The 25214-nt window shown below is 62.9% G+C and carries 30 protein-coding genes; 15 read left to right on the top strand and 15 right to left on the bottom strand.

Annotation, left to right across the window (positions count from 1 at the left end; all coding sequences use genetic code 11):
* The first annotated feature begins 51 nt into the window (after window positions 1-51).
* Entirely contained in the window at window positions 52-993 is a 942-nt protein-coding gene (locus tag NKJ06_RS04895) for a phosphoribosylaminoimidazolesuccinocarboxamide synthase (protein ID WP_352627659.1), read from the top strand.
* Between the two features lie 106 nt (window positions 994-1099).
* Window positions 1100-1495 carry an acyl-CoA thioesterase gene (locus tag NKJ06_RS04900; RefSeq protein ID WP_023761257.1) on the top strand — a complete coding sequence of 132 codons (396 nt, stop codon included), beginning with the start codon at window positions 1100-1102 and terminating at the stop codon, window positions 1493-1495.
* Window positions 1496-1998: 503 nt separating this feature from the next.
* Here NKJ06_RS04900 and NKJ06_RS04905 read toward each other — a convergent pair.
* Window positions 1999-2367, bottom strand: a complete 369-nt coding sequence (locus tag NKJ06_RS04905; protein WP_352627660.1) for a winged helix-turn-helix transcriptional regulator — start codon at window positions 2365-2367, stop codon at window positions 1999-2001.
* Between the two features lie 86 nt (window positions 2368-2453).
* Between NKJ06_RS04905 and NKJ06_RS04910 the strand changes: the two genes are divergently transcribed.
* Window positions 2454-3059 (top strand): NADPH-dependent FMN reductase, encoded by a 606-nt coding sequence (locus NKJ06_RS04910; RefSeq protein WP_352627661.1) that lies wholly within the window; start codon window positions 2454-2456, stop codon window positions 3057-3059.
* 136 nt (window positions 3060-3195) lie between these two features.
* On the opposite strand, the gene NKJ06_RS04915 is transcribed toward NKJ06_RS04910, so the two are convergent.
* The 4 genes from NKJ06_RS04915 to NKJ06_RS04930 are packed head-to-tail and all read right to left on the bottom strand — an operon-like array spanning window position 3196 to window position 6103.
* Complete coding sequence (locus NKJ06_RS04915; RefSeq protein ID WP_352809276.1) at window positions 3196-3801, bottom strand: cupin domain-containing protein; 606 nt, start codon at window positions 3799-3801, stop codon at window positions 3196-3198.
* A gap of 30 nt (window positions 3802-3831) precedes the next feature.
* Window positions 3832-4098: a cyclic nucleotide-binding protein gene (locus NKJ06_RS04920; RefSeq protein ID WP_352627663.1), complete on the bottom strand. Its 267-nt coding sequence runs from the start codon at window positions 4096-4098 to the stop codon at window positions 3832-3834.
* A 29-nt stretch (window positions 4099-4127) separates the two neighbouring features.
* Entirely contained in the window at window positions 4128-5003 is an 876-nt protein-coding gene (locus NKJ06_RS04925; protein ID WP_352627664.1) for a class I SAM-dependent methyltransferase, read from the bottom strand.
* Between the two features lie 38 nt (window positions 5004-5041).
* Window positions 5042-6103, bottom strand: coding sequence for a methyltransferase (locus NKJ06_RS04930; protein ID WP_352627665.1), 1062 nt, complete (start codon window positions 6101-6103; stop codon window positions 5042-5044).
* Between the two features lie 277 nt (window positions 6104-6380).
* Between NKJ06_RS04930 and NKJ06_RS04935 the strand changes: the two genes are divergently transcribed.
* The 3 genes from NKJ06_RS04935 to NKJ06_RS04945 all read left to right on the top strand — a co-directional run bounded on the left by NKJ06_RS04935 (window position 6381) and on the right by NKJ06_RS04945 (window position 9126).
* The gene (locus tag NKJ06_RS04935) at window positions 6381-7421 is read left to right on the top strand and encodes a helix-turn-helix domain-containing protein (RefSeq protein ID WP_352809278.1); all 1041 of its coding nucleotides are present in this window, start codon (window positions 6381-6383) and stop codon (window positions 7419-7421) included.
* Between the two features lie 27 nt (window positions 7422-7448).
* The gene (locus tag NKJ06_RS04940) at window positions 7449-7913 is read left to right on the top strand and encodes a cupin domain-containing protein (RefSeq protein ID WP_352627667.1); all 465 of its coding nucleotides are present in this window, start codon (window positions 7449-7451) and stop codon (window positions 7911-7913) included.
* 286 nt (window positions 7914-8199) lie between these two features.
* The gene (locus tag NKJ06_RS04945) at window positions 8200-9126 is read left to right on the top strand and encodes a DMT family transporter (protein ID WP_352627668.1); all 927 of its coding nucleotides are present in this window, start codon (window positions 8200-8202) and stop codon (window positions 9124-9126) included.
* 48 nt (window positions 9127-9174) lie between these two features.
* Here the strand turns inward: NKJ06_RS04945 and NKJ06_RS04950 are convergent, their stop codons facing one another.
* Window positions 9175-10704: a winged helix-turn-helix domain-containing tetratricopeptide repeat protein gene (locus NKJ06_RS04950; RefSeq protein WP_352627669.1), complete on the bottom strand. Its 1530-nt coding sequence runs from the start codon at window positions 10702-10704 to the stop codon at window positions 9175-9177.
* Window positions 10705-10928: 224 nt separating this feature from the next.
* Between NKJ06_RS04950 and NKJ06_RS04955 the strand changes: the two genes are divergently transcribed.
* A complete protein-coding gene (locus NKJ06_RS04955; RefSeq protein WP_352627670.1) occupies window positions 10929-11183 on the top strand; it encodes a DUF1127 domain-containing protein in 255 nt (84 codons plus the stop codon).
* A 27-nt stretch (window positions 11184-11210) separates the two neighbouring features.
* On the opposite strand, the gene NKJ06_RS04960 is transcribed toward NKJ06_RS04955, so the two are convergent.
* The 6 genes from NKJ06_RS04960 to NKJ06_RS04985 all read right to left on the bottom strand — a co-directional run bounded on the left by NKJ06_RS04960 (window position 11211) and on the right by NKJ06_RS04985 (window position 16450).
* Window positions 11211-12521 (bottom strand): hemolysin family protein, encoded by a 1311-nt coding sequence (locus NKJ06_RS04960; RefSeq protein ID WP_352627671.1) that lies wholly within the window; start codon window positions 12519-12521, stop codon window positions 11211-11213.
* Window positions 12522-12626: 105 nt separating this feature from the next.
* Window positions 12627-13001, bottom strand: a complete 375-nt coding sequence (locus NKJ06_RS04965; protein ID WP_352627672.1) for a hypothetical protein — start codon at window positions 12999-13001, stop codon at window positions 12627-12629.
* A 55-nt stretch (window positions 13002-13056) separates the two neighbouring features.
* A complete protein-coding gene (locus NKJ06_RS04970) occupies window positions 13057-13758 on the bottom strand; it encodes an LssY C-terminal domain-containing protein (protein ID WP_352627673.1) in 702 nt (233 codons plus the stop codon).
* Window positions 13759-13832: 74 nt separating this feature from the next.
* On the bottom strand, window positions 13833-14636 hold the full coding sequence (locus NKJ06_RS04975; protein WP_352627674.1) for an extensin-like domain-containing protein: 804 nt from the start codon (window positions 14634-14636) through the stop codon (window positions 13833-13835).
* Between the two features lie 116 nt (window positions 14637-14752).
* The gene (locus NKJ06_RS04980; RefSeq protein ID WP_352627719.1) at window positions 14753-15838 is read right to left on the bottom strand and encodes an extensin-like domain-containing protein; all 1086 of its coding nucleotides are present in this window, start codon (window positions 15836-15838) and stop codon (window positions 14753-14755) included.
* Between the two features lie 186 nt (window positions 15839-16024).
* Entirely contained in the window at window positions 16025-16450 is a 426-nt protein-coding gene (locus NKJ06_RS04985) for a DUF3775 domain-containing protein (protein WP_352627720.1), read from the bottom strand.
* Between the two features lie 147 nt (window positions 16451-16597).
* On the opposite strand from NKJ06_RS04985, the gene NKJ06_RS04990 reads away from it, so the two are divergent.
* Both NKJ06_RS04990 and greA read left to right on the top strand, forming a co-directional pair.
* Window positions 16598-17131: a tetratricopeptide repeat protein gene (locus tag NKJ06_RS04990; RefSeq protein WP_352627675.1), complete on the top strand. Its 534-nt coding sequence runs from the start codon at window positions 16598-16600 to the stop codon at window positions 17129-17131.
* 272 nt (window positions 17132-17403) lie between these two features.
* Complete coding sequence (gene greA, locus NKJ06_RS04995) at window positions 17404-17877, top strand: transcription elongation factor GreA (RefSeq protein ID WP_095090920.1); 474 nt, start codon at window positions 17404-17406, stop codon at window positions 17875-17877.
* Between the two features lie 96 nt (window positions 17878-17973).
* On the opposite strand, the gene waaC is transcribed toward greA, so the two are convergent.
* Genes waaC through rfaD form a run of 3 tightly spaced genes read right to left on the bottom strand, consistent with a single transcriptional unit; the run spans window position 17974 to window position 20875 of the window.
* The gene (gene waaC / locus NKJ06_RS05000; protein ID WP_352627676.1) at window positions 17974-18948 is read right to left on the bottom strand and encodes a lipopolysaccharide heptosyltransferase I; all 975 of its coding nucleotides are present in this window, start codon (window positions 18946-18948) and stop codon (window positions 17974-17976) included.
* Window positions 18945-19952 (bottom strand): lipopolysaccharide heptosyltransferase II, encoded by a 1008-nt coding sequence (gene waaF / locus NKJ06_RS05005; protein WP_352627677.1) that lies wholly within the window; start codon window positions 19950-19952, stop codon window positions 18945-18947. Before waaF ends, waaC begins: the two co-directional genes overlap by 4 nt.
* Complete coding sequence (gene rfaD / locus NKJ06_RS05010; protein WP_352627678.1) at window positions 19925-20875, bottom strand: ADP-glyceromanno-heptose 6-epimerase; 951 nt, start codon at window positions 20873-20875, stop codon at window positions 19925-19927. Before rfaD ends, waaF begins: the two co-directional genes overlap by 28 nt.
* A 157-nt stretch (window positions 20876-21032) precedes the next feature.
* Between rfaD and NKJ06_RS05015 the strand changes: the two genes are divergently transcribed.
* From NKJ06_RS05015 to NKJ06_RS05040, 6 genes are all read left to right on the top strand, one after another.
* The gene (locus NKJ06_RS05015; RefSeq protein WP_352627679.1) at window positions 21033-21269 is read left to right on the top strand and encodes a type II toxin-antitoxin system Phd/YefM family antitoxin; all 237 of its coding nucleotides are present in this window, start codon (window positions 21033-21035) and stop codon (window positions 21267-21269) included.
* The gene (locus NKJ06_RS05020) at window positions 21259-21675 is read left to right on the top strand and encodes a hypothetical protein (RefSeq protein WP_352627680.1); all 417 of its coding nucleotides are present in this window, start codon (window positions 21259-21261) and stop codon (window positions 21673-21675) included. The genes NKJ06_RS05015 and NKJ06_RS05020 overlap by 11 nt, the downstream gene beginning before the upstream one ends.
* Before the next feature lie 37 nt (window positions 21676-21712).
* Window positions 21713-22345, top strand: coding sequence for a LysE family translocator (locus NKJ06_RS05025; RefSeq protein ID WP_352627681.1), 633 nt, complete (start codon window positions 21713-21715; stop codon window positions 22343-22345).
* A gap of 136 nt (window positions 22346-22481) precedes the next feature.
* On the top strand, window positions 22482-23975 hold the full coding sequence (gene rfaE1 / locus NKJ06_RS05030; protein WP_352627682.1) for a D-glycero-beta-D-manno-heptose-7-phosphate kinase: 1494 nt from the start codon (window positions 22482-22484) through the stop codon (window positions 23973-23975).
* 7 nt (window positions 23976-23982) lie between these two features.
* Complete coding sequence (locus NKJ06_RS05035; RefSeq protein ID WP_352627683.1) at window positions 23983-24555, top strand: D-sedoheptulose-7-phosphate isomerase; 573 nt, start codon at window positions 23983-23985, stop codon at window positions 24553-24555.
* The gene (locus NKJ06_RS05040) at window positions 24548-25210 is read left to right on the top strand and encodes a D-glycero-alpha-D-manno-heptose-1,7-bisphosphate 7-phosphatase (protein ID WP_352627684.1); all 663 of its coding nucleotides are present in this window, start codon (window positions 24548-24550) and stop codon (window positions 25208-25210) included. The genes NKJ06_RS05035 and NKJ06_RS05040 overlap by 8 nt, the downstream gene beginning before the upstream one ends.
* The last annotated feature ends 4 nt before the right edge of the window (window positions 25211-25214 follow it).

Raw genomic sequence — 25214 nt, forward strand, 5'->3', positions numbered from 1 at the left:
GCAGCTTTTCGGAATCGTGCTCTGGCCAATCTGCGGAAGGCAGGAAATCATATGCGGACCCTTCCTGACGCGTTCATTCCCGAACTGCCGGGCCACTACAGCGGCAAGGTCCGCGAAAACTACGATTTGGCGAACGGCAGGCGCATCATCATCGCCACCGATCGCCTCAGCGCCTTCGACACCATCCTGACTTCGATCCCATACAAGGGAGAGATCCTCACCCAGACGGCTCGGTACTGGTTCGAGGAAACCGCCGATATCTGCCCGAACCATGTTCTCGAATACCCCGACCCAAACGTCGTCGTCGGCACAACGCTCGACATCCTGCCGGTCGAGATCGTCGTGCGTGGTTATCTGGCGGGAACCACCAGCACCTCGATCCTGACCAGGTACCGGCGCGGCGATCGGGAGATGTATGGTATGCGCCTGCCGGACGGCCTGCGCGACAATGAAAAACTGATTGAGCCGATCATCACGCCGACCAGCAAGGCTTCGCATGGTGGTCACGACGAGCCTCTGTCCAAAGCCGAGATCCTTGAACAGGGCCTGCTCACGCCGGCGCAGTGGGATACCGTATCGGACTATGCCTTGCGGCTGTTCGCCCGCGGCCAGCAGCGCGCCGCCGAGCGCGGCCTCATCCTCGCCGATACCAAATATGAATTCGGCACCGACAAGAACGGGACCATCATTCTCGCCGACGAAATCCATACGCCCGACAGCAGCCGGTACTGGATTGCGGCGAGCTACGAACAGGCGCTCGCCAGCGGCAGCAGGCCGGAGAGCTTCGACAAGGATTTCATCCGCTCGTGGGTCTCGGCCCGGTGCGATCCTTACAAGGACCCCATACCTGAAATACCGGACGAGATCGTCGAACAGGCTTCGCGGGTCTATGCGCAGGCCTATGAGGCGATCACGGGCAAGGAATTCTCTCCCGACCTTTCCGGGGACAGCGTGCTCGATCGCATTCGCTCGAACCTTGAGCGTTATTTTTAGCAGTCACGTGAGCCTTCGCCGGGGGCAGTCGGGCTGTGGTCGCGTTGACCTGTCGGCGCCATGACGTTACGGGATCGAGGGCAACCGGTCTCGAAGGATTTTCCCCATGGTGCACTACGCGGATGGACGGCCGATCGGAGACCTGACGCTGCGCACGCTGGCCATGCCTTCGGATGCCAATGCAGCCGGCGACATCTTCGGCGGCTGGGTGATGGCGCAGATGGACCTGGCCTGCGGCATCCGCGCCGCTGAGCGCGCCAAGGGCCGGGTGGTGACGGCGGCGGTCAAGGAAATGTCTTTCGCCAAGGCGATGAAGATCGGCGACACGCTGTGCATCTACACCCATGTCGAGCGCGTCGGCCGCACCTCGATGACGCTCAAGGTCGAAGCCTGGGCGCAGCGCTACCTCTCCGATCTGATGGAAAAGGTCACTCATGCCGATTTCGTCATGGTGGCGTTGGACGGCGAAGGCAAGCCGAAAGCGGTTCCCGCCGAAGGCTGACGGAAGCCGGTTCTTCCAAGCTTAGTCATTTGTAACACCGCCTGTAACATCGCCCATGCGGGGGACGCGTTTTCGCGACATCCAATGGTTGCCTCCTGGCCCGATTCTGCGGGCGTTGGGGGAGAAACAATGCGTCAACATATGCTGAACAGCTGGCTTGTGGCAGCCTTGGTCGCGGTGGCCTGCCTGCTTGGCGTAACCGCCTATGCCGCAGTCAAAGAAGACCTTCCGTCCACCACCTGCTTGCATGGCAATGTGGGCGTTAGGGAGCCAGCCGCGACATGCACGATCTGCAGCCCGGCGCCTTGCGAGGGCATGGCGCCAAGAACCTGAAATGGTTGTCTTTGGTATGCGATTGTCGTCGTCAGAGTGGCGCGTGCGTTGGTCGGCCTCAGGCACCCAAGACAAAATTGCGGGGCCTCGCTTAGAGAAGCGCGAAGTTCATTTGTCGACGGGCAATTTCGCTCACCGCGAAACTCCGGATTCCTTGCCATGCAAGGGTCTCAGGCATGCACACTGTCGAATTTTTCACGTGCCGCTCTAACGCGTGTAGTGTTCTTGCGCGCCCATTCGCCCAGCGCACTGACCGGAATCAGCAACTCGTGACCGAGCTCGGTCAGCTCATAGTCGACACGCGGCGGAATGGTCGGAAATACGGTGCGGGTGACGAAGCCGTCGCGCTCCAGCCCGCGCAAGGTGGTGGTCAGCATCTTCTGTGAAATACCGCCGACGGCTGCGCGCAACTCGTTGAAGCGCAGCGGTCCGTCGCCCAACTTGCCGACGACCAGAACGGTCCATTTGTCGCCGACGCGCTGCAGGATTTCCGAGATGGCGCGACAGTCCTCGGTGCGGTGCGGGTGCCTCAGTAACAAAAAGGTGCCTCCTTGCGTCTCGAGTTGACAGTATCTCATATAGCGCCGGTATCCAAACGATACCAGTACTGCAAGGAGAGCCCTTCATGTCCAAACCCAAAATCGCCATTGTCATCGGTTCGACACGCGCCGCGCGTTTCGCCGATGTGCCGACCGAATGGATCGCCAAGATCGCCAAGTCACATGCCGACATCAACGTCGAAGTCGTCGACCTGCGCGACTTCCCGCTGCCTTTCTTCGACGAGGTCGCATCCTCTGCCTGGGTGCCGTCGACGAATGAAGTGGCACAGCGCTGGCAGAAGAAGGTCGCCGAATTCGATGGCTTCATCTTCACCGCCGCCGAATACAATCATGGTCCGACGGCGGTGCTGAAGAACGCCATCGATTACGCGGCCAATGAGTGGAACAAGAAGCCGGCCGGCTTCGTCGGCTATGGCAGCGTCGGCGGCTCTCGCGCCGTCGAACAGCTCCGCCTTCATGCGGTCGAATTGCAGATGGCGCCGGTCAAGTCCGCCGTCCATATCGCCTGGGGCGATTTCCTTGCCGTCCGCCAGGGCGAGAAGAAGCTGGAAGATCTCGAGCATCTGAACCAGGCCGCGACCGCGCTGGTCAACGACGTTGCGTGGTGGGCCAAGGTACTCAAGGCAGCGCGCCAGGCCGACGCCGTCGCCGAGGAAGTCAAGGCGGCCTGACCGCCGGTTTGAATTATCCTCCCAAGGATCCGGGGCGGCGCTTGCGCCGCCCTTTTCAATTGTCAGAGGCGTGCGCCTCCCGCGCCTGTCTTGACCGGATGATGCGATCGGCGAGAACGAGCGTAACGCGGGGGGATTATGAATTTGAGGCCACCTCGGACGACGCCTGTCGTCCATGCCAGTGTTGTCCAAACTCCGGCGCCAGACATATCCCTACCCTGGCGTTTTCTCGCGGGTTGGCGTTCCAGTGACCGTATCTCGTTGCGGTTTCCATGACGTGCCGCAGAGCCGCTTCGGAGGGAGGGACAGGTGGCGCTCCAGCCACGACCGGCGTGCCGATTTCCTTGAAAAATTTGGCCATCCTGGAAGTCGTGACGATGTTTGAGACCGCCGGCTGATGGGACAGGTTTCGAAAGGCGTGCATGGCCATGCCCGGCACATGGAAAATATCGCCGGGCTTGATGCGGATCCAATCGAAGAGCACGGCCGATCCTGAAAGCCCTTCCAACTCACCGGAAACGTGGATGAAGGTCTCGAGATCCGGATGGCTGTGAAGCGGCACGATCACGCCGGGCGGAATTGTGCCCCGCATGAGGCACGGGGAATTGTCTTCCTCCCCAGGTTCGGTCAGGAACTGGATCGTAGGTCCCATGATGTCGATGGCCTGGACGCCATGCGGATCGACAATATGGCCGAGTTGGCCTGATATCATGCGGTTTTCCGAAAATGCTGGTTCCGGCATTCCATATCTCCTTCGGTTGAGCAGCCTCTGTCAGCGCTGTCGCGTCTCTCGGAAGATCGCCGTCGTTTTCCGCCACAGTCCCGGCTGACGAAGCTGGATCAATCGGACGATATTGATGGGCAGAAGCACCGTGTGCAGCAGGAGCACGGGCGCAAGCCGCTCGAGAAATCCGTAAGCCATGAACAACACATTGCTGGCGATGGCGAAGCAGCGCAGCGGAAACATCTCGGTGACGCAGAAAGAGGCGAAGACGGCAAGTGACGCCGCATAGCCGATGGGTTCGATCCATTGGGTCATGCCAGGCTCCAGTCCTCGCGACGCGCGGTCTATTTCGGCACTGTCGTCCAGGCGCCGACAAAGGGTGGCAACATGATGCATGCGTTGTGCTGGATGGCTTCCTCTCGCAGCCGCTCGGCCAGCGTATCGATGGCGATCTCTGCCGGGGTGGCAACGCCGACCTGCTCGGTCATTGGCAGGAGGCTGCGCACAACGCCGGAGAGATAGTCGTAGACGAGGGAATGCGGGCCACCTTCAGTTCGGCTTGACGCGATCATCTGGGGCGCCGGCAGTCCGGCGGCGACAAACGTGGCGAACAGCTTGCTACCCATCTCGAGTTCGAACCCCGCCCGATCGAAAGTGCCCATGATCCATTCGATGCACCGGCGAAATTGTGGCCCGTCGGGATTGCTCCTTGCCATCGGCATGACCAGTTCCTGAAAGGCGACGACGCCGCCCGGGCGCAGATGCCGGCACAGCCGCCGCAGCGTCTCGGCAGGATCGGGCAAATACATCAGCACCAGGCGACCGATCACGGCGTCGAAGGTGCCCTCCGGCGAGAACGTTTCGATATCGGCTATCGCAAACCGCATCCAATTGGATTGCCCGGCCTCGGCTGCGCGGCGTTGCGCGATGGCGACGGCATCCGCCGAGCGGTCGATGCCGAGCACCTTGCCAGAGGACCCGGCCAGCCTCCCGGCGATCAGCGACACGTCGCCGACACCGCAGCCGATGTCGAGCACGCGCATGCCTTCCTCGATGCCGGCCCGCCGCATCATGTCCTCGGTCAGATCGCTGAAGAATTCTCCCTGTTTCTGCAGCCGCATGAATTCACCCTCGGAATAGCCCAGAGCATAAGGGCGCGAGTCTGTGCGGGTTGCGGAGTGGCCGTTCGGCTGCTGCGGATCGAAATTGGGATCGTTCATCTCATTCTCCTTTCGGGTATCGGCCGCTCGAGGCGCGGCTACTTGCGCCCCACGATCATCGAATGGGAGCTTGTCAGGGGCGCGTGGCGCACGTCGCCAAAGCCGGCGCAGCGCATCCATCCGGTTGCGTCGGCGTGGGTGTAGTCGAAGCCGCCGCGTGTCCCGACCAGCATGTTGAGGCTCATCAGCAGGCCGGCGGCGTTCTCGCGCCGCTCGTCGTCGATCATCTGGTCATAGACGATGAGCGCGCCGCCGTTCGGAAGCGCCGCAAATGCCTTGGAGAGGAGTTCTTGCTTCACTTTCAGGCCCCAGTCGTGGAGGATTTGTCCCATCACCAGGACATCGGCCGACGGCAGTGGTTCGCTGAAGAAATCGCCCGCATGGAATCGGAGCCGATCCTCGACGCGGCGAGATTGTACATAGGCCTCGAACAGGGGCTGCATTTTCGGCAGATCGAAGCCGCCGCCGGTGAGGTGCGGATGAGCCTTGGCGATCTCGACCGCGGCCGCTCCCTCGGCGGCGCCGACATCGATGAACGTTCGATAGTCGGTCCACGGAAAACACTGTGCGAGTGCCGTCGCGACGGGGAGGCTGGAACCGGTCATTCCTTGCGCGAACCGGGCCAGCGAAGGCGGGTCGGAATAGGCGAAGTCGAACAGGTCCTGGCCGTCCTTGATCCCGCTGTGCGGTTCGCCCGTCCTCAGTGCTTCGGTCAGCGAATTCCACACCGGATAGACCATCGTATCGGCCAGCCGAAGTATCCCGCCGATGTAGGAAGGCTTGCTTCGATCGAGATAGAAATCCGTCTCCGGCGTGTTGCTGTAGATACCGCTGCATCGATCTATCATTCCCAATGCGACGAGTGCATCGAAGAAATCGCGCGCGCCTCGCTGATGCAGCCCGAGGCGCTGTCGCAGCGTTTCGCCATCGAGCGGCGCCACGGCAAGATGGGAAAAGAGATCGAGTTCGACGGCGCTCAGAAGCGCCTTCGCGCCGCGAAAACCGAAGCCCAGCCGCATGATGCGATCGGGCGACGGCTCGACGGCTTTCGCCTGCTCCGCGGTTTCCGCCCTCACTGCCGCACTGATGCTTGCGTCCATGTCCTTTCTCCTCATTCGGGCAAACAGCCTGATAAATCCGATAACAGGCATTCGGCGTCGCGCTTTTCAGCCGCGCCACGGTGAAAGCACGATAGGGGATGCCGGCTGGTGGCTCTTGGGCAGGAGCGAACGGAGTTTTGGGGAAAAGTGAACTCCGTCCCGATGGGGGAACCGGTGGGCCCATTCGGCGTTTGACCGGCAATGGACAAGATAGCGTCGGGGTGGACTGAAGGCATGAGCGCGGCGCAATTCTGGCAGAGCGGCCGTGGAGAGCCTGATGACATCCAATGAAATCACCTCGTTCCGTTTCTCGACGAAAAATCTCCCGCCACGACAACGGCTACTGAGATGGAACGAAACCTTCGGCCGCCCGGTGGCGCGGCGCGTGCTTGCTCCTCCGTGGTCATCCGATGGCCAGTTCCATGTCGAGATGGCGGGTTACACGCTGGGCAGCGCCAATATCTCGGACAACAGCCAGGGCATCAGCGTCATGCGGATGACAGTGACCGCGGGGGGCGAGGCCCATCGAACCCGCGAACTTCTGTCCGATGGCAATGACGACGTCATCCTGCATGTCCACGAGGTTGGCCAGCGTGTCGTCTCTCAACTCGGCCGGGAGGCAACCGTGGAACCCGGCGCCGGCCTCCTCTCGTCCAACGCCGACACCAGCAGGATGGTCTTGCCGGGGCCGGCGCGGTTCTCAAGCGTTGCAGTGCCACGCAAGCTGTTGACGGCGCGGGCTCCTGGCGTCGAGGACGCGTTCTTACGGCCACTGCCGCCCGACGCGAGTGTGCTGCGACTGCTGGTGCGATATCTCGATATTCTTGAAGACGAGCGCGCGCTGAGCACACCGGAATTACAGCATGCTGTCGCGACGCATATTCAAGATCTCTGCGCCCTGGCGGTCGGAGCGACGCGTGACGCCGCTGAGATAGCAAAGGGGCGCAGCCTGCGGGCCGCGCGGCTGCGCATGCTCAAGGCCCATATCGCAGAAAATCTCGGGGACGGAGATCTGTCGGCCGCCACGCTGGCACGTTGTCAAGGCGTTACGCCGCGCTACATCCACAAGCTGTTCGAGACCGAAGGCACGACATTGTCGAAATTCGTGCGCGGCCAGCGTCTCGCCGAGGTTCACCGTAGGTTGGCCGACCCGCGCCATGCCGGTCTGACGATCGGCGCTATCGCCTACAGCGCCGGCTTCGGCGATCTGTCGACGTTCAACCGCGCGTTTCGCCAGCATTTCGGGGTGAGACCTTCGGAGGTGCGCAGAGAATCGAGCCGTGAAGCATATCTGGTGCCTGACCGGCTCGCTCGCTGAGACATGATGTCGGGCAGGGTTGAACCAATGACAGATCTCGAATCGAAAGAATTTGTGCTCGCAGGCGTCGTCATGAAGCAACTGGTTTCCGGCAAACAGACGGAAGGTCTGCTTTGTCTCCTCGAAAACAGAAGTGACGGGCAGACGAAGACGCCGATCCATGTTCATGCGAACGACGACGAGACGGTCTACGTCATCGAAGGGCAGTTGACCGCGATTGTGGATGGCGAGCCGAAAACGCTGTCGGCGGGCGAGAGCATGTTTTTGAAACGCGGCGTACCGCACCAGCTCATGAACCCTGGCAATCAGCCAGTCCGCTACATCCTGGTAGGCACGCCAAGCGGATTCGAGCAGTTTCTCGCCGAAGGTGGCCGCGAACTGCGTGAGGGAGAGGTGGCCGGGCCGCCGTCACCCGCCGATATCGAACGGCTCAAGGTAGCCGCGCCGAAGTTCGGGATTACGCTTCTGCGCGACTGGCCGGCAAGAGAATGACTGGCTTCGCAATAGAGGCTGGCATCCGCGGGGGAAGCGCACGGCACGACGAGATCGCATCCAGCCTCGCCGGCGCGCAGCAAGAGTGCCGGCACATGGTGGAAGAGTGCTGCACGGCGCGGCGAAGCGCATCGGCTGCTGGAAGAGCGCCGCTCGACGGGGAAAGTGGTGCTGGTGCCTTGGCGCCGCGGCGGACGTGACGTCAATCGGGATTGGACCTCCATATGCGCGGTCCTGCCATCTGGTCCCGCCCTTTGCCTTGAGATATCCGGCTGCAATCCGTCACATGAGTGTAGCCGTGAAGACATCCAGCCTGACCGGCGCCGTTTCCCCGATGATCCCGGTGCTCGTATGCGCGCTCGCGATCTTCCTGCTGTCGGGGATGGATGCGGCGATGAAGACCCTGGTCATTGCCGTGGGCGTCTACAACACGGTGCTGTGGCGCAGCATGGTCGCGACTGTCGTCGCGGGTGCGGCCTGGTCGGCGGGGCCGCGCTCGAAGCCAACCCTTCCGGTGCTGAGGCTGCATGCGCTGCGTGCCGCAATTGTCGGCATCGTCCTGATATCCTTCTTTTGGGGGCTCGCCAGGCTTCCGCTCGCGGAAGCGATTGGGCTCAGCTTCGTCGCGCCCTTGTTTGCGCTCTTCCTCGCCGCGCTGCTGCTGGGCGAACGAATCCGCCGGCAGGCTGTCTGGGCATCGCTGGCCGGTATCGCCGGCGTCGCGATCATCATGGCCGGCCAGTTCGGGCAGGCAAGCTATTCGCAGGATGCCATGCTCGGCACGGCAGCGGTGCTCGTATCGACGGTGTTCTACGGCTACAATCTGATCCTTGCCCGGCAACAGGCGCAGTTGGCCAAGCCAATCGAGATCATGTTGTTCCAGAACCTTTTCGTTGCGATCATCCTCGGCCTCGCAGCGCCGTGGCTCGCCGTCGCCCTGCCGGCCGATCTTTGGCTTCCGCTGGCCGGGGTGACGGTACTGTCGCTAGCCGGCCAATTCCTGATGAGTTGGTCCTACGCCCGCGCCGAAGCGCAATATCTGATCCCGACGGAATACTCGGCCTTCATCTGGGCGGTAGCACTTGGCTGGTTCTTCTTCGGCGAGGAGGCGACCTGGACCACGCTGACTGGAGCATGCCTGATCGTCGCCGGCTGCCTGATCGCCGCGCGGGCAAATCCCAGGCTTGCCGAGCCAATCGAGGCGGCGGTTTGAGGACGCAAGTCGTCCCGCCAGGGAACCCCATCGGGTCACGCCGGCGCGTCATTCCGGAAGACCGGCCTTGCGGAAGCCATCGACGAAATGCTCCTGCATGGCGGCGTCGCGAAACGGCTCCGTCATGACCCAGTGGCGGGTTGTGAAATGCGGGTTGCTGATGAGGAACATTTCGACCTCCGCGCGCGCCTCGTCGAGCCGTCCGAGTTGCGCAAGGCTTGCCGCAAGGAAACGGCGTGAGCTTGTGCGATAGGTCTCGTCCCTGCGCAGTGTCTCGATGGCGGCTTCGTACTCGCGCGCCGCGTATTGCGCAGCGCCGAGCGTCAGATAGTACCAGCTTGCCGGAAACGGGTTCAGCCGGAACGCCTTGCGAATGTGCTCAAGGCCCTCTTCGACTTGCCCGGCCAGGACCGCGATGTCGGACAATGTTGCCCAGGCGTCGGCCTCGTTCGGGTCGAGCTCGAACGCCTTGGCGAATTCCGCATCCGCCTCGGCGAAGCGGCGTTCATAGGCTAGCAGGTTGGCAAGGACCCAGTGGCAGCCGGCATCGTTGGGATCGATCGCCACGGCCTTGCGCGCCAGCTCCAAAGCAAGGCTACGGTTTGGTTCAATGGGTTCGCCCCAATGCACCCATCCCATCCAATGGTTCATGGCAAGCCAGCGATAGGCCTCGGCATATTCCGGATCGAGCGATACCGCGCGCGTGAGCATGAGATGCGCTTCTCGCGCCGTCTGCGGCGAATCATCGATCAGCTTGCGCGCCCTCACGCAGAGGTCGTAGGCCTCGAGATTTTGGGGCCGATTGCGCGGCAGCGGCGCGCGCAGCCGGCCAAGCAACGCCTCGACGATCTTGGCCGTGACCTCGTCCTGAACGGCAAAGATATCCTCCAGGCTGCGATCGAAGCGTTCCGCCCATAGATGTTCGCCGCTCACCGCATCGACCAGCTGGGCGTTGATGCGCACGCGATCCGCGGCACGTCTTGCGCTGCCCTCAAGCAGGTAACGCACGCCAAGATCCCCGGCGATCTCGCGCACGTCCATCGCCTTTCCTTTGTAGGCAAAGGTCGAGTTGCGAGCGATGACGAATAGGCCGGAGATCCTGGACAGGTCGGTGATCAGGTCCTCGGTCAACCCATCCGCGAAGGAATCCTGCTCGGGATCGTTGCTGAAATTGACGAAGGGCAGCACGGCTATCGACGGTTTGTCGGGCAGCGGCAGAGATTTTCGCTTCGCGCTGCCGAGCTGTTCGACGACTCCCGTGAAGCGGTAGCCGACGCGCGGAACGGTGGATATCCATTCACCGCCCCCATCACTGCCATCCCCGGGCGGGCCAAGCAGCTTGCGCAGCTGCGCGATCTGGACGGTGAGGTTGCCTTCCTCGACGGCCGTGCCCGGCCACGCCGCGTCCATCAACTCGGCCTTCCCCAAGATTTCGCCGGGCCGTCCGACGAGCGCCGCAAGCAGACTTAGCCCGCGGTAGCCAACGGCAACGGGGACATCGTTCCGAAGCAGCGTTCCCGCACTCGGATCAAGCACGAACGGACCAAAGGCAAAACGCGATCCCTGCATAGGGCGCATCTATAGAGCAATTCCAGGAAAAGTGTGAAACGGTTTTCCGTCCGGAATTGCGTCAAAACAAAGAGTTAGAGCAGTTTGCCGGTTCCGTGAACCGGTGAACTGTTCTAGCCGGTTTGGAAGTTTTGAGAACTATTTGGGAGGGCTTAATTACGGCGCCGTTCGTATCGCGCAGAATTCAACCTCTTTCGAGAGCCCTCCGGCCCTCAAACCATATGGAGGTTGCCATGACCAAGACCCTTGCATCGGCCCCGCATTGTGTAGCGCGGCCGGGAACGCCCGTGGGGCCGGCGTCGCGTCGGCTTCTGACGATCCTGCGAAGCATTGTCGAGACCTTGCGCGAGCGGACCTGGCGCGAGCGGGTACGCTTTCGCTGGCAACTCAGGCAAATGTCGAAGGACAATCCCCATTTGATCGACGATATCGGTCTGACGATACGGCAGGTCGAGGGAGAGATCGCCAAGCCCTTCTGGGAACGATAGAGCGAATGCGGCACATCGCGTCGACAGTCAGCGCACCGCCTCGCGGTGAGCACCGGGCAGCCGGGTGGCTATCAGCTTGTCGATGCGGCGGCCGTCGAGATCGACCACCTCGAAGCGCCAGCCTTGCGCGTCGACGCGTTCGCCGGTCGCCGGCAGATGGTGCATGTGTGCCAGCACATAGCCGGCGACGGTCTCGTAGTCGCGGTTTTCCGGCAGGTCGATGCCGAGAATGTCGGCCATCTCGTCGGCCTGCATGTAGCCGGCGAGCAGCCATGAGCCGTCCTCGCGCTTGACCGCGTTTTCCTCATCGCCGGCATCGGTGTCCGCCCGGAACACGCCGGTGATGGCTTCGAGGATGTCGGCCGGGGTGACGATGCCTTCGAAATGTCCGTATTCGTCATGCACCAGCGCCATCGGTACGTCGGATTCCTTGAGCTTGGAAAGCACATCCAGTGCGTCGGCCTGATCGTAGACGATGGGTGCGGCGCGCACGTGCCTGCGCGGGTCGAGCACGCGACCGGCAAGCATTGCCGCCAGCACGTCGCGCGTCTGGACGACACCGACCATGACATCGACGCCGCCGTCGCCGGCCGGCAGGCGCGAATGCTGGGTTTCCATCAAAAGCTTGCGGATGGCCGCCTCGTCGGATTGCAGATTGATCCAGTCGACCTCGGTGCGCGGCGTCATCACCGCGCGCACGGCGCGGTCGCCAAGCCGCATGACGCCGGCGATCATGCGCCGCTCGTCGGATTCGATGGTGCCGTGATGCTCGGCCTCGGCGACCAGCATCTTGATCTCCTCGTCGGTGACCTTCTCCTCGCTTTCGCCGCGCTGGCCGAGCAGCCACAGGATGGCGCGGCCGGAGAAGTCGAGCAGGAAGACCAGCGGCGCCGAGACGGTTGCAAGGATGGTCATCACCGGAGCGACCCTGGCGGCGACCCTTTCAGGGTCACGCAACGCGATCTGCTTGGGCACCAGCTCGCCGACGATCAGCGAGAAATAGGTGATGATGGCAACGACGATGCCGACGCCGAGCGGATCGGCAACGGTCTCGCGGATGCCAGTCAAGGCCAGGAACTGCGCCAGCCGCTCGCCGAGCGTGGCACCGGAGAAGGCGCCGGACAACACACCGACCAGGGTGATGCCGATCTGCACCGAGGACAGGAACTTACCGGGATTCGAGCCAAGCTCAAGCGCACGGCCGGCGCCATTGACGCCGCGGTCGATCATCGCTTTCAGCCGGGCTGGGCGTGATGAGACGATGGCAAGCTCGGACATCGACAAAAGGCCGTTCACGCAGATGAGTACGACCACGATAGCGATTTCAACGTATAGCATGAGCGGTCAATAGCATTGCCGCGCGGTCTTCGAAAATAGTCCGGCGTGTTTTTTGAGAAATGACCGGTATTTCGGTCAGGCGGCATCAGCGACGGTGAGGGACCGTCAGGGATTTGGCATTGGTCTGAAGGGTCCGAAAAAGCCCACGACCAGCGACAGCTTTCCCTGCTTGGAAACGCGGCACATATCCATGCTGTCGGCACCTCGAAATCCGTTTTCGCCTCTCTGCACCCAGCCAAAACGCAGGAAGTCATGATGGACATCGACCGAGGTCGTTCGTTCGAGCCAGAAGCCCGGACGGGCTTTCACGACCTGATCGATATGATGGAGCAGCGCCTCGGCTCCGGAGATATGCACCGTCGGATCGATGTATGTGCCTTCCGGTTCGAATGAGGCGAGCAACAGCCGGCGACGCTCTTCAGGCTCCGGGTCGAACCAGGCCTTGCAGTAGCTATCCACCACACTTTCCGCGTCGAACATCAGAACCTCCCTTTTGAAACCGCCGGATCGTCTCAGCTTGCAGGGCCCGCGCGATCTACTGTTTGAGCACGCCGACAATCGCCTCGCCATCGGTGAAATAAGGGTCGCCGCCGCCATTGCGTCCGGTGGTCGTTGCGCCAATGCCTGCAATGTCGCCGGTCGAAATCAGCGTGCCGGCGGTAGCCAGATCGCGCATCAGGAAATCGCGTTCGGCGTCGATGTCGGGGCCGATATGGTGGGTGACAGCGCCGGTGTCGTGGCTGAGGCCAACGCCGCGATCGAAGCTGGCCGAGCCCAGCCACAGCGGCCGGCCGTCATCGCCGGTCGCACCGGTCTGCCAGAAGCGGACATGATGACGCCGGTCGGCGCTGAGGCCCTCCGGCTTTTCGAAAGCGAGATCCTGGGCGTGGCCGTCGAACAGCAGCCGGCTGACCGGCGCATCTGGATAGGGATGGTCGAACAGCACGCTTTCACCGATCTCGACCGCGGTCTTCAGGGTCACGGCGTCGGCGGTGTCCCAGCCGGCGACGGCGAAGGCATGGACCACCTCCTTCTGCGTGCCGACAAGGCCGACATTGATGGGGTCGCCGGGAATGCCTTGCGGCGTGTGCGTCACCATCTCGAAGCGTTGGGTGCGAAAGCCGCGATCGCGGAATGTCCAGAATTCGGGTGCTGCGAGATAGGCGAGCGCCAGATAGGCGGCCAGGAAGGCCGCCACCCAGATCGTGACGCGTCGCCGAAGGCTTCGTTGGCTCATGAATGCCGCTCAAACGTTCCGGCATCACTTTAGGCGGTGTCGTGGCACTTCGGCAAAGGGCACCCAGCATCGACCTAGCGGCAGGCGCGATAACCGTTCTTGCGGTTCTTAATGTCGAAATGGAAATGGTTGCGGTGGTCGTAATTATAGCCGGGGCCAAGCACGGTGGTGAAATACTGGCAGCCGTCGGCGCGCACATTGTTGAGGAAGCCGCGGGTGCGGAAGGCGAACAGGCCGGGCTTGCGCACGTCGATGTCGTCGCCATTGTTGAGCTCGATGCTCATGACGTCGAGCGCATTGCCTTTGCCATGCTCCGACAACACGCCTTCGCCGGCAATCCTGCGGCAGGAATAGCTGGAGCCCTGGTGGATGGTCTTGACGCCGGAGAAATAGCGCCAGCGGGCGGAGGGAACGAGTTCGTTCTTCGTCCAGCCGGCAAAGGTGGCGGCCATGTCGCAGGTCAGCGTCGCGGCGGGCTTCATCTGGATGTTGCCGATGGCCGAAACCTTGACCGGATAGTCGATGCCGCACTGGCCTTCGTGGATCGGCGCCAGGTCGGTGAAGGCAACGTCGAGGCGCTTCAATTGCTGACGGCAATCGGTTTCGCTGGCAGGCATCTGCTCGACCGGCGACATCGGTTCATCCATGCGCGGATAGGCGGCCTGCGTCATGTAGGGGTTGGATGGAACAAGCTTCTGCATGCCTGCGTATTGCGGCACGGCCGCCGTCTGGGAGCCGACGTCGACAGCCGGTTCTAGCGACAGCACGCTGCCGGTGTTGCAGGCCGAAAGCGCCGCAAGGGCAAGGCCGGCGACCACCATCGCAGCGCGTTTTGATAAGGGCACAACCATCGCGGCGGCGCGAAATGTCCCGGCCATCGGCGGAATCCTATTCCCAGATCTCCGGCATTTTAACGATCAAGGGTAAAGGAAAACTCAGCGCCCGCGTTCATGCCTGCGGCCGAATTGCGGCACGCGGTCCCGGCCAACCACGCTCACTGGCAAAACGTCCCGCCATGCCGGCGCGGTTCGAGATCGAGATGAAAATGCAAGGAATGATCGGAATCGGCGCCCGGTCCAAGCACGGTCTTGAACGGCCCGCAGGCGGCCTTGCGCACGGCGGTGAGGAATTTGGCGTCCTGCTCCGGCGGCGCCGGGCCGACCTCGATCTTCTTGCCGTCCGATAGCGTGAAGCCGGCGATATCGAGCGCGTTGCCGAAGGCATGTTCCGACAGTTTTCGTGTGCCATTGCGTGGCCGGCAGACAAAGGCCGATGCCTGGCTGATCGATTTCAGATCGGCGCCGAAATCGGCTTTCGCGGCCGGCTGGATGACATTTGCCGCAAAACGCGCGGCCACCTCGGCCATCGGGCAATTGAGCTCGGTGCCCGGCGCGATGGCGATCGACTTGCCGAGTGTCTTGAGCACGATCGGGTAAGGGATCGAGCAGCCGATTTCGGGATTGCTTTCCGCCTTGTGCTCCTCGAATTCGACGCCAAGCGTCTTCAGCCGTTCGCGGCAGGCGACTTCCTCGGCGGGCATTTTCCCGTCGGGCCGGTCAGCCGAGCGTGGATCGGGCAGCATCTTGTTGTCGCCTGCATCGGCGGGCTTTTGCGGCGGCTGCGGGACGACGATCGGAGGCTCAACCTCGGGCTCTTCTTCGATGTCAGGTTTCGGTGTCGGCGTCGGCGCAACTGCCGGCGGCTCAGGCTCGCTTTGCGTATCGGCTGACGGTTCCGAGGTCGACGGCTCGGGGCGTGCCTGCTTTTTCTGATGAGATTTTTCTTCATTGAACCGGTCGGGTGCTCCGGTTGTCTCTGGACCTTCCGTCTTCTGCTCGTCCGTCTTTGCAGCGTCGGCCTTCGGAGCGTCCGCCGGGCGTGGCCCGGGTACCGGAATACCGGGCCCGGGCACCGGAATACCGGGCCTGGGCACCGGAATACCGGCAGGCGAGGGCAGCTGTTCCTGCGTTTTCTGCTGTGTCTGCTTCGGTGTGTGCTGCCGTTTGCCCCGCGATTTCAGGCGCTGTCCACCCCGCGGTGTCAGAGGCTGGTCGGCCCGCGGTGTCAGCGGCTGCTCCACCCGCGGCGTCAGCGGCTTGTGACGACGATGGCGATGTCGGGCGTCGGCCGGCATCACCAGCAGAGCCGTGACGGCCATGATCAACGCAATCCTGCCTGTTCGGGAAATGACAATCGACCCCATGGCCCTCAACGGCGCTGACGGCGGGAGGTTGCCTTGGCCGCATCACGAACGGTAACCACGTCGTTACGCGCCGATCGCTTCCAGGCCTTCTTCCAGCCAGTCGGCAAGCAGCGGCATGCCAAGCAGGTATTTTGCGGTGCGCTTGTTGGCGCGTTCGCGCGCCGTGGCAAGCGCGTCCGCCCATTCGGTGGCGTCGTAGTCGCCACGACCGACCCAGGCCAGCGCGATCAGTTCGGCTGCTTCATCGACATTCAGGTCGTTGATCAGCTCGCGCAGCTCTTCCTCGGTGAGATTCTCGGAGCTTTCCTCGGCAAGGCCGTCATGGTGATGGCTGGCATGGGACTCGCCATCGAGTTCGACCTCGTGCTCCGCGCCGTCGGCATAGTCTTCGTTGACGGCGGCGCTCAGCGCCTTGGCCTTGAGGATGAACAGGCGCACGGTGTCGGGTCCGATCGAAAGCTCCCAGTCCTTTTCAAGCCGCCGCTGCACGAGCAGTCTCCCAAGTGCCGAAATCCTGGCCGATGATAGCGGATTTGCGGCATCCGTCACCTGATGTTCTCCGGCACGCATTTTTACGGGATGAAACGTAAGCCGCCCGGCGTTAGTGTGGCATTCTCACCCCTCAAGGAGGCTTCGATGCATAAAAGAATGCTGATCCAGGCGGCGACTGCCCTTGTCGCACTGCAGTTCCTTGCCGTTCCGGTGTTCGCCGCCGGCAGCGGTGGCGACACTAATACGACTACCCAATGCAAGAAGGGCATGGTCTGGGACAAGCAGAAGAAGAAGTGCGTCGCGCCCCAGGAAGGCATGCTGGACGACGACAGCATCTACTATGCCGGGCACGACCTGGCGATGGCCGGGCGTTATAACGAGGCGATCGCCGTGCTCAGCCTCGCCGCCAACAAGCAGGATCCGCGCATCCTCAACTATCTCGGCTATTCGCACCGCCATTCCGGCCGCGTCACCGTCGGCCTCGGCTATTACGAAGAAGCGCTGCGCATCGATCCCAACTACACGCTGGTGCGCGAATATCTCGGTGAAGCGCATCTGCAGATCGGCGATCTCGCTGGCGCGCAGCAGCAGTTGATGGAGATCGAGAAGCGGACCGGCAAGGGCTCGCGCGAATACGGCATGCTGGCTGAGCAGATCGACCATTTCATGCGGAGTTGAACAGGGCCCAGGGCTATTCGAAGCGGCCGTGAGCGATCGCGGCCGCTTTTTTGTTACCCCTCACTCTCATTGGCCGCCCCCGACTGATGAAAGCGGGGATGATTTTTGCAAAACCGATTTTTGGGCGTGAAAAACCCGCGAAGATTGCTATATTCGGGGAAATTGCGGTGACACGGTTCCGTTAGCCCGAGGCTGTCGGACCGTTTTCTTTTTGTACCCATCGACAAGGCTTCCCCCGAAACGCGGGGGTGGCAGCAGGAAAGGCAGGCATCATGAACAAGGTCCCGATGACAGGCGAGGGGTTCGCGTCATTGAAGGAAGAACTGCGCTGGCGCCAGCAGGAAGAGCGGCCGCGCATCATCGAGGCGATCTCCGAAGCGCGCTCGCATGGCGACCTGTCCGAGAATGCCGAATATCATGCTGCCAAAGAGGCGCAGAGCCTCAATGAGGGCCGTGTAAACGAGCTTGAAGATTATATCGCGCGCGCCGAGGTGATCGACGTGAGCAAGCTCAGCGGCGACAAGGTCAAGTTCGGCGCCACCGTGGTGCTGGTCGACGAGGACACCGAGGAAAAGAAGACCTACCGGATCGTCGGCGACCAGGAAGCGGACGTGAAGTCCGGCCGCATCTCGATCTCCTCGCCGATCGCCCGCGCGCTGATCGGCAAGGAAGTCGGCGACGCCATCGAGGTCAACGCGCCTGGTGGCGCAAGGGGTTACGAGATCGTCCAGGTGCAGTTCATCTAGGACCTTTGATAATTCTACTCTGGCGGCCGACTAGCGCGGTTTTCTGCGCTTCCGGTGCGTACTTTAAGTATGCCCCAGAACGAATTCTGAAAGGTTCTATGCCGGCGCTTGTGACCTAAGGGCCAGCAGCCTGTCAGCCTCCGTCATCACATCAGTCGGCGCAACACGCCCTCCACGTACCGCCAAAAGCGTCGATGCATAGGGTCCGCGTGGGCCGGTGAGGCCTGGCTCGGTCGCCAGGAACACCGCAACTGTCGGCAGGCCGAAGGCGCTGGCGAGGTGGGTCAGCCCGGTGTCGGCGCCGATGACGAGCGTCGAGCGGCCCAAGATGGCGGCGATCTCGCCCAGCGGTGATTTGGGCACCACGACAGTTGACGGAACAGCGCTGGCGATCGCTTCGGCCACGGCTTTTTCGCGGTCGTTCGACCAGGTGGTGACCGGCGTCATGCCGCGATCCACAACGAGGCGGCAGGTTTCGATCCAATCCTGGATGGGCCATTTCTTGTCTTCGCGGCTGGTGCCGTGCAGCAGGAAGGCGGTTTTCCCGGCGATGCCGGCCAGAGTGCCGGCCGGCGGCACAATGCCGGAGGCCAGCGTCGAAAGATCGGGCTGATAGCCGAGCGCCAGGCCGAACAGCCGTCGCGTCCGTTCGATGGCGTGCAGGTCGCGTGGCACGGCATAGGTGACGTCGTAGAGCAGCGTCGCTGAAGGTTCGCGCGCACTGGAGCGGTCGAAACCGGCAATCGGCGAGCCCGCCTGTCTTGCCACCAGGGCCGATTTCAGCAGGCCTTGCGCATCGATGACCAGGTCGTAGCGGCAATCGCGCAAGGTGCGGCGCAAGCCGGCCGCTTCGCGCCAGGTGGCGCCGTCGAACAGCGTCTTGCGCCAGCGCCGGATGGCGACCGTGTGAATTCTGTCGATCGCCGGGTGCAACGCCACGATGCCGGCGAACGCCTCTTCGACGCACCAGTCGAAGGTCACGTCCGGTCGGTTGCGGCTGGCATCCTCGACGGCCGGAAAGGTGTGGATGACATCGCCCATCGACGATGTCTTGACGATCAGCACCTTCATGCCGCGGCCGGGATTTCCAGCAGGCGGCCCGCCGCCGCCGCGACCTGGCCGACTTCAAGCGTCTTCAGGCAGTTGAGGTGGCCGAGCGGGCAGATTTTCTGGTGGCATGGCGAGCACGACAGGCCAAGCCAGACCAGCTCCCGATGTTCGGCCAGCGGCGGCGTGTTCTCAGGCGAGGTCGAGCCATAGACGGCCACGATCGGCGTGCCGACGGCAGCGGCGACATGCATCAGCCCGCTGTCGTTGGACACCGCGAGCCTTGCGGCAGCGATCAGATCAATGGCGTCCTCCAGCCGCGTCTGCCCGGCGAGGTCGACGATGCCAGGGGCAAGTGCTGCGATCTCCGCCGTCACGTCGCGGTCGTTCTTCGAGCCGAACAGCGCGACCTTCAAGCCTTTGTCCATGAAATCGCGGGCAAGACCGGCATAGCTTTCGCTCGGCCAGCGCTTGGCCGGGCCGAATTCGGCGCCGGGCATCAGTGCCGCGAATTTTTGCGGCGCCAGGCCGAAACGGTCGAGCAGATCAACCTGGTTTTTCGTGTCCACGGTCAGCCGTGGCGCCCGGAAGCTGCCGCCCTGGGCGAGGCCGAAATAAGCCTGCGCGGTGCGTCGTTTGATGCTGTCGGGCAGCGCTACGATGTCGGTCAACAGGCCATAGCGCATTTCGCGCAGATGACCGACACGGCGCGGAATGCCGGCAAAGAACGGGATCAGCGCCGATTTCCAGCTTCCTGGCAGGATGTAGGCCACGTCGTAGCGGCCGCGCAGCAAGCGGCCGAAGCGGCGGCGATGGGTGAATTCCAGAGCGCCGGGTTTGAGCGGAAAGTCGATCTGCTGGCGGATTTCGGGCATGCGCTTGACCAGCGGCGCGGCCCAGGCCGGCGCCAGCACATCGATGGCAGCGTTGGGATGCAGCTCCTTCAGCGCCGAAAACAGGCACTGCGCCATCACCATGTCGCCCACCCAGCGTGGGCCGATCACGAGGATCGTTGGGCTTTCAGCCATTCGACATAGTCTCTGACACCGGTTTCCACTGTCCGGAATTGGCCATTATAGCCGACCGTGCGCAAATGGGACATATCAGCTTGCGTAAAGCTCTGGTAGCTGCCCTTGAGGTGGTCGGGGAATTCGATGAACTCGATGTCACCCTTGCCCAGCGTATCGATCACCGTTTCGGCGATGGCGCGGAAGGGCTGGGCGCGGCCGGTGCCGCAATTGAAGATGCCGCTTGAGCCGCGCTTCCACAGCCACATATTGACGTCGGCGACATCGCCGACATGGATGAAATCGCGGCTTTGTTCGCCAGGCCCGAAGCCGTCATAGGCGCCGAACAGTTTCGGGTTCTCGCCGCGTTCGACCTGGTTGAACAGATGGAAGGCGACCGAAGCCATGGCTCCCTTGTGCGCCTCGCGCGGGCCGTAAACGTTGAAATAGCGCAAACCTGCGACCTGGGAGTGGTCGGTATCGAACACCGTTCGCCTGACATAGTCGTCGAACAGCTTCTTGGAATAGGCGTAGACGTTGAGCGGCCGCTCGAGCGCCGGGTCCTCGCGAAACTCCGAGCCGCCGCCATAGACGGAAGCCGAGGAGGCGTAGAGGAAAGGCACGCGCAGCACCTGGCTTGCATGCAGCAGCCGTTTCGAGAAGGCGTAATTCACCTCCATCATGAATTTGCCGTTCCACTCGGTGGTGGTGGAGCAGGCGCCCTGGTGGAAGACGGCCTCGATGCGGCCGAGCGAACCTGCCTCCATGCGGGGCAGGAAATCGTCCTTGTCGAGATAGTCGGCGATCTGCAAGTCGGCGAGATTGGCTGTTTTGTGGCCGTCGGTGAGGTCGTCGACGACAAGGATGTCGTCATGGCCTTCGGCATTCAGTGCGGCGACGATGTTGGAGCCGATCATGCCGGCGCCGCCCGTGACGATGATCATGTTGCTGGCCCTGATACGCGTTTCACTTGCCGATTCCGGCCCTTATAAGGGAGGCAGGGTGGGCTGTCGATAAAGCAGGCAGTGGTCGCCCGATCGCCATTTCTTATGCTTGTCTGTTTTGTCTATTTTGTCTATTATGTGTAAAACGGAGTGGCCTATGAAGCGCTATCCATCGACCGATCTGAAACAGAATCTTGGAGACGTGCTCGCGGCAGCCAGCCAGCAGCCTGTCTCCATCACTCGTCACAACAAGCCGAGATACGTCCTGATGAGCATAGAGACCTACGAAGCTCGCTTCGTCAACGATAGCCGCCGCGTCTACGCGACCAAAGACGCCCCACCCGAACATGTCGAGATGCTTGAAGAATACATGGTGGAGTTGGATGGTGATTAGACCCATCGCCGCCGACGTCTGGAGATATCCATATCTGTGGTATCGCCAACACGGAGACGGCGAGACCGAAGGCCGCAAGACACGGCCTGTCGCCTTCGTGGCCGTCCTTCCTGGGAAAGCCGGCGGTACGAATCTCTTCATCCTTGCAATCACTTCCACGCAGCCGGGCCGCGATCGCATTGCCGCCAGCATCCCGGAAATTGAACGCCGCCGCGCAGGCCTCGACCCTATCCCTCTTTGGGTCATCGTCGATGAGTACAACCACGATATCCTAGAAACGTCAGCCTATTTCGAACCGGGTGCGCGCATCGGCGCATTCAGCCCATCATTCCATAAGAAAATCATGTCCGCTTTTATCGCGGCTGTCCGCACGGGTCGGTCCAAAGCCATCCCGCGAGCGGACTGAACCGACAGGACAGAGGCATGATCGTGAGGGACCAATAATGCCGTCGACCGAACTGCTCCTGGCGTTCTTCGCCACCACGGCGATCTTCGCCTATATTCCGGGCCCGGCCATGCTCTATGCCGCCGCGCAGACGATGGCGCGCGGCCGCTGGTCCGGGCTGACGGCGGCACTTGGCATCCATCTGGGCGGCTATGTGCATGTTTTCGCCGCCGCCGCCGGGCTGTCGGTGCTGTTTCACGCCGTGCCGACGCTCTACATGGCGGTCAAGCTGGTCGGCGCGCTCTATCTGATCTGGCTCGGCGTCTCGCTGTTTCGCAAGCGCGTGGAGGGCGATGTGGCGCTGCCGGCGATCGAGCGCAAATCGGCACGACGTGCCTTTTTCGAGAGCATCACCGTCGAGGTGCTCAACCCCAAGACGGCGATCTTCTTCATGGCGTTCCTGCCACAGTTCATCGATGCCTCGGCGGCATTTCCGGTCTGGCTGCAGTTCGTCGTGCTGGGCACGATCGTCAATCTGATGTTTTCTTCGGCCGATGTCGTCTGCGTGTTCCTGGCGGGTGCCGTGATTGGCCGCTTGCGGCGTTCGAGCCGTGCCCAGCGGCTGATGCAGCGGGCTGGCGGCGCGGTGCTGGTGGGGCTGGGCGTCCATGTCGCCTTGCAGAAGAGCTGACCGGGCCGTCGCGGCCATGCCTTGCCGTTGCGCTGCACGGATTTGCGGTATATCGGCTTCGCCATGAACGACCGGCCTCGTAAATCGAGCAAGGTAACCTATCTGAGATCGACTTTTCCCGCGCGCCGCAGATGACATGATCAAGCACAATCCGCCTTCCCCCGAACCCCTGCACCGCGCCATTGCGCGGTTCGGCCAGGCTACCGTGCTGGTGGTCGGCGACTTCATCCTCGATCGTTTCGTCAACGGCGTCATCGAGCGGATCTCGCCGGAAGCGCCGATCCCAGTGCTGCACGGGCGCGGCGAGACCTCGACGATGGGCGGCGCCGGCAATGTCGTGGCCAACATCGTTTCGCTCGGTGCTACCGCTGTTCCCGTCTCGGTGATCGGCACCGATGTGGCAGGCGACAGCCTGGTGCGCATGCTGCGGGAACTTGGCGCCGACACGGCGGGCCTCGCGCAAGAGCGCGGCCGCATGACCTCGTCGAAGAGCCGTTTCAGCGCGCTCAACCAGCAGGTGCTGCGCTTCGATGAAGAGGAGATCAAGCCGCTCGGTGCTGCGGAGCGCGCCGGTCTGATCAGGCATTTCCGCGCCGCGCTGACGCGCGCCGACATCGTCATCCTGTCCGACTACGGCAAGGGCATCCTGCTCGACGGTGTCGCCGCCGACCTGATCGCCATCTGCCGCGAGGCAGGAAAGCCGGTGCTGGTCGACCCGAAGGGCCGCGACTATGCGCGCTATGCCGGGGCGACCGCCATCACCCCCAACCGCAAGGAGCTTGGCGAGGCCGTCGGCCATGCGGTGTTCGCCGATGACGAGATTGTGGCTGCAGCGCGCCAGCTGATTTCGGCGCACGGCTTCGACTTCGTCGTCGCGACGCGCAGCGAAAAGGGCATGAGCGTGGTCGGCCCGACCGAGGCGCGCCACATCGCCACCCAGGCGCGCGAAGTGTTCGACGTTTCGGGCGCCGGCGACACGGTGATCGCGAGCTTCGCGCTGGCGTTGGCCGTAGGCGCCGATACCGTCATGGCTGCTTCGATCGCCAATGCCGCCGGCGGCGTCGTGGTCGGAAAACGCGGCACTGCCCGGCTGACGGCCGAGGAACTCACCGGCGCGCTGTTCCGCTCACATGGGCCGACCGCCCACAAGGACGCCATCCTCGATGCCACATCGGCCGCGCGCATGGTGGCGGCGTGGAAGGAGGAGGGCCTCAGCGTCGGCTTCACCAATGGCTGTTTCGACATCCTGCATGCCGGCCATGTCAGTCTCTTGCACGCGGCGCGCAGCCAGTGCGACCGGCTGGTGCTTGGCCTCAACAGCGACGCCTCGGTGCGGCGGCTGAAGGGCGCCGGGCGACCGGTCAACGACCAGCACGACCGCGCATGCGTGCTCGCAGCCCTTGCCTCGGTCGATGCGGTTGTGGTGTTCGAGGAAGATACGCCGCTGGCGCTGATCGAGGCCTTGCTGCCCGACATACTGGTCAAGGGTGCCGATTACACGGTCGACACCGTGGTTGGCGCCGATGTGGTGCAGAAGGCTGGCGGACGCGTCGTGCTGGTCGATCTCGTCGCCGGCAAGAGCACCACCGGCACCATTGGCAAATTGCGTGCCGGCGGCGCGACAAACTGAGGTTTTCATGTCCGACTTGAACGATTACCTGGTCCGCTCGGCGGCAGCGATTTCCGCCATGGTCGAGCGCGACCTGACCGGCGAGATGGAGCGGGCGGTGAGCGCCGTGGTGACGGCGCTTTCGTCGGAGAAGGCCTTGCTGATTGCCGGCAATGGCGGCTCGGCGAGCGACGCCATCCACATCGCCGGTGAACTGGTCGGCCGCTTCCTGAAGGAGCGCAAGGCCTACAATGTCATCGCGCTGCCGGCCAACGCAGCTGTGCTGACTGCCTGGGGCAATGACTATGGTTTCGATACCGTGTTTTCACGCCAGGTCGAGGCGCATGGCTCGGCCGGCGGCGTGCTTTTGGCGATCTCGACCAGCGGCAATTCGCCGAGCATCCTCGCCGCGGCCGAACAGGCGCGGATGATGGACATGACGGTGATCAGCCTGACCGGCGACACCGGCGGCAAGCTGAAGCCGCTGACGGACATCTTGCTCAACGTGCCGTCGACCTCGACGCCGATCATCCAGCAGGGGCATCTGTGCCTCTATCATCATCTGTGCGAGGTGGTCGAAGCGCGCCTCAGCGATGGCTGACCCCACGACGTCTGGCCGCCGCTATCCGCTGGCGGAGCCCGGCCTATGGGTCGAGCGGATCGGCCGGACGGTGTTTCCGGCTGGCACGCCGGCGCTGTTCCTCGACCGCGACGGCACCATCAATGTCGATACCGGCTATCCCGATGATCCGGCCGAAATGATGCTGCGCGAGGATATCGCCGAGGTGATCGCCGCCGCCAACCGCGCCGGCATTCCCGTCATCATCGTCACCAACCAGTCGGGCATCGCGCGCGGCTATTACGGCTGGGGCGATTTCGCCGCCGTCAATGGCCGCGTGCTCGACCTGCTGCGCGCCGACAACGCATCGGTGGATATGGTCCTCGCCTGCGCCTATCACGAAGCGGGCTCCCGCCCGCTTGCGATCGCCGATCATCCGATGCGCAAGCCCAATCCGGGCATGCTGCTGGAGGCGGCCAAACGGCTCGAGCTCGATCTGCAGCGTTCGCTGATCGTCGGCGACAAGAAGGCCGACATGGAGGCGGGACAGCGCGCCGGCCTCTCGCAGGGCTGGCTGGTCGACGGGCAGGCGGCTGTTCAACCGGGCTTTACGGTCAGGCCCTGGCGCGACCGCGAGGATTTCGGCCGCCTGCTCGCCGCGATAGCGGCACTTGGCGCCGTGTCGGGCGAGCCGTGATGGC

Source organism: Mesorhizobium sp. M0293, assembly GCF_040321735.1.
In the GTDB taxonomy this organism is placed as follows: Bacteria; Pseudomonadota; Alphaproteobacteria; order Rhizobiales; family Rhizobiaceae; genus Mesorhizobium.

What these genes read in the sequence shown, in the direction of transcription:
- NKJ06_RS04910 (WP_352627661.1), top strand. Translation starts at nt 2,454, where the DNA reads ATGTCCAAACCCAAAATCGCCATTGTCATCGGTTCGACACGCGCCGCG.
- NKJ06_RS04915 (WP_352809276.1), bottom strand. Translation starts at nt 3,801, where the DNA reads ATGCCGGAACCAGCATTTTCGGAAAACCGCATGATATCAGGCCAACTC.
- NKJ06_RS05015 (WP_352627679.1), top strand. Translation starts at nt 21,033, where the DNA reads ATGAAGCGCTATCCATCGACCGATCTGAAACAGAATCTTGGAGACGTG.
- NKJ06_RS05035 (WP_352627683.1), top strand. Translation starts at nt 23,983, where the DNA reads ATGTCCGACTTGAACGATTACCTGGTCCGCTCGGCGGCAGCGATTTCC.
- NKJ06_RS04930 (WP_352627665.1), bottom strand. Translation starts at nt 6,103, where the DNA reads ATGGACGCAAGCATCAGTGCGGCAGTGAGGGCGGAAACCGCGGAGCAG.
- NKJ06_RS04925 (WP_352627664.1), bottom strand. Translation starts at nt 5,003, where the DNA reads ATGAACGATCCCAATTTCGATCCGCAGCAGCCGAACGGCCACTCCGCA.
- waaC (WP_352627676.1), bottom strand. Translation starts at nt 18,948, where the DNA reads ATGAAGGTGCTGATCGTCAAGACATCGTCGATGGGCGATGTCATCCAC.
- NKJ06_RS04990 (WP_352627675.1), top strand. Translation starts at nt 16,598, where the DNA reads ATGCATAAAAGAATGCTGATCCAGGCGGCGACTGCCCTTGTCGCACTG.
- NKJ06_RS05040 (WP_352627684.1), top strand. Translation starts at nt 24,548, where the DNA reads ATGGCTGACCCCACGACGTCTGGCCGCCGCTATCCGCTGGCGGAGCCC.
- NKJ06_RS04975 (WP_352627674.1), bottom strand. Translation starts at nt 14,636, where the DNA reads ATGGCCGGGACATTTCGCGCCGCCGCGATGGTTGTGCCCTTATCAAAA.
- NKJ06_RS04920 (WP_352627663.1), bottom strand. Translation starts at nt 4,098, where the DNA reads ATGACCCAATGGATCGAACCCATCGGCTATGCGGCGTCACTTGCCGTC.
- greA (WP_095090920.1), top strand. Translation starts at nt 17,404, where the DNA reads ATGAACAAGGTCCCGATGACAGGCGAGGGGTTCGCGTCATTGAAGGAA.
- waaF (WP_352627677.1), bottom strand. Translation starts at nt 19,952, where the DNA reads ATGGCTGAAAGCCCAACGATCCTCGTGATCGGCCCACGCTGGGTGGGC.
- NKJ06_RS05025 (WP_352627681.1), top strand. Translation starts at nt 21,713, where the DNA reads ATGCCGTCGACCGAACTGCTCCTGGCGTTCTTCGCCACCACGGCGATC.
- NKJ06_RS04965 (WP_352627672.1), bottom strand. Translation starts at nt 13,001, where the DNA reads ATGTTCGACGCGGAAAGTGTGGTGGATAGCTACTGCAAGGCCTGGTTC.
- NKJ06_RS04940 (WP_352627667.1), top strand. Translation starts at nt 7,449, where the DNA reads ATGACAGATCTCGAATCGAAAGAATTTGTGCTCGCAGGCGTCGTCATG.
- NKJ06_RS04955 (WP_352627670.1), top strand. Translation starts at nt 10,929, where the DNA reads ATGACCAAGACCCTTGCATCGGCCCCGCATTGTGTAGCGCGGCCGGGA.
- NKJ06_RS04935 (WP_352809278.1), top strand. Translation starts at nt 6,381, where the DNA reads ATGACATCCAATGAAATCACCTCGTTCCGTTTCTCGACGAAAAATCTC.
- NKJ06_RS04960 (WP_352627671.1), bottom strand. Translation starts at nt 12,521, where the DNA reads ATGCTATACGTTGAAATCGCTATCGTGGTCGTACTCATCTGCGTGAAC.
- rfaE1 (WP_352627682.1), top strand. Translation starts at nt 22,482, where the DNA reads ATGATCAAGCACAATCCGCCTTCCCCCGAACCCCTGCACCGCGCCATT.
- NKJ06_RS04970 (WP_352627673.1), bottom strand. Translation starts at nt 13,758, where the DNA reads ATGAGCCAACGAAGCCTTCGGCGACGCGTCACGATCTGGGTGGCGGCC.
- NKJ06_RS04900 (WP_023761257.1), top strand. Translation starts at nt 1,100, where the DNA reads ATGGTGCACTACGCGGATGGACGGCCGATCGGAGACCTGACGCTGCGC.
- NKJ06_RS04945 (WP_352627668.1), top strand. Translation starts at nt 8,200, where the DNA reads ATGAGTGTAGCCGTGAAGACATCCAGCCTGACCGGCGCCGTTTCCCCG.
- NKJ06_RS04950 (WP_352627669.1), bottom strand. Translation starts at nt 10,704, where the DNA reads ATGCGCCCTATGCAGGGATCGCGTTTTGCCTTTGGTCCGTTCGTGCTT.
- NKJ06_RS04895 (WP_352627659.1), top strand. Translation starts at nt 52, where the DNA reads ATGCGGACCCTTCCTGACGCGTTCATTCCCGAACTGCCGGGCCACTAC.
- rfaD (WP_352627678.1), bottom strand. Translation starts at nt 20,875, where the DNA reads ATGATCATCGTCACGGGCGGCGCCGGCATGATCGGCTCCAACATCGTC.
- NKJ06_RS05020 (WP_352627680.1), top strand. Translation starts at nt 21,259, where the DNA reads ATGGTGATTAGACCCATCGCCGCCGACGTCTGGAGATATCCATATCTG.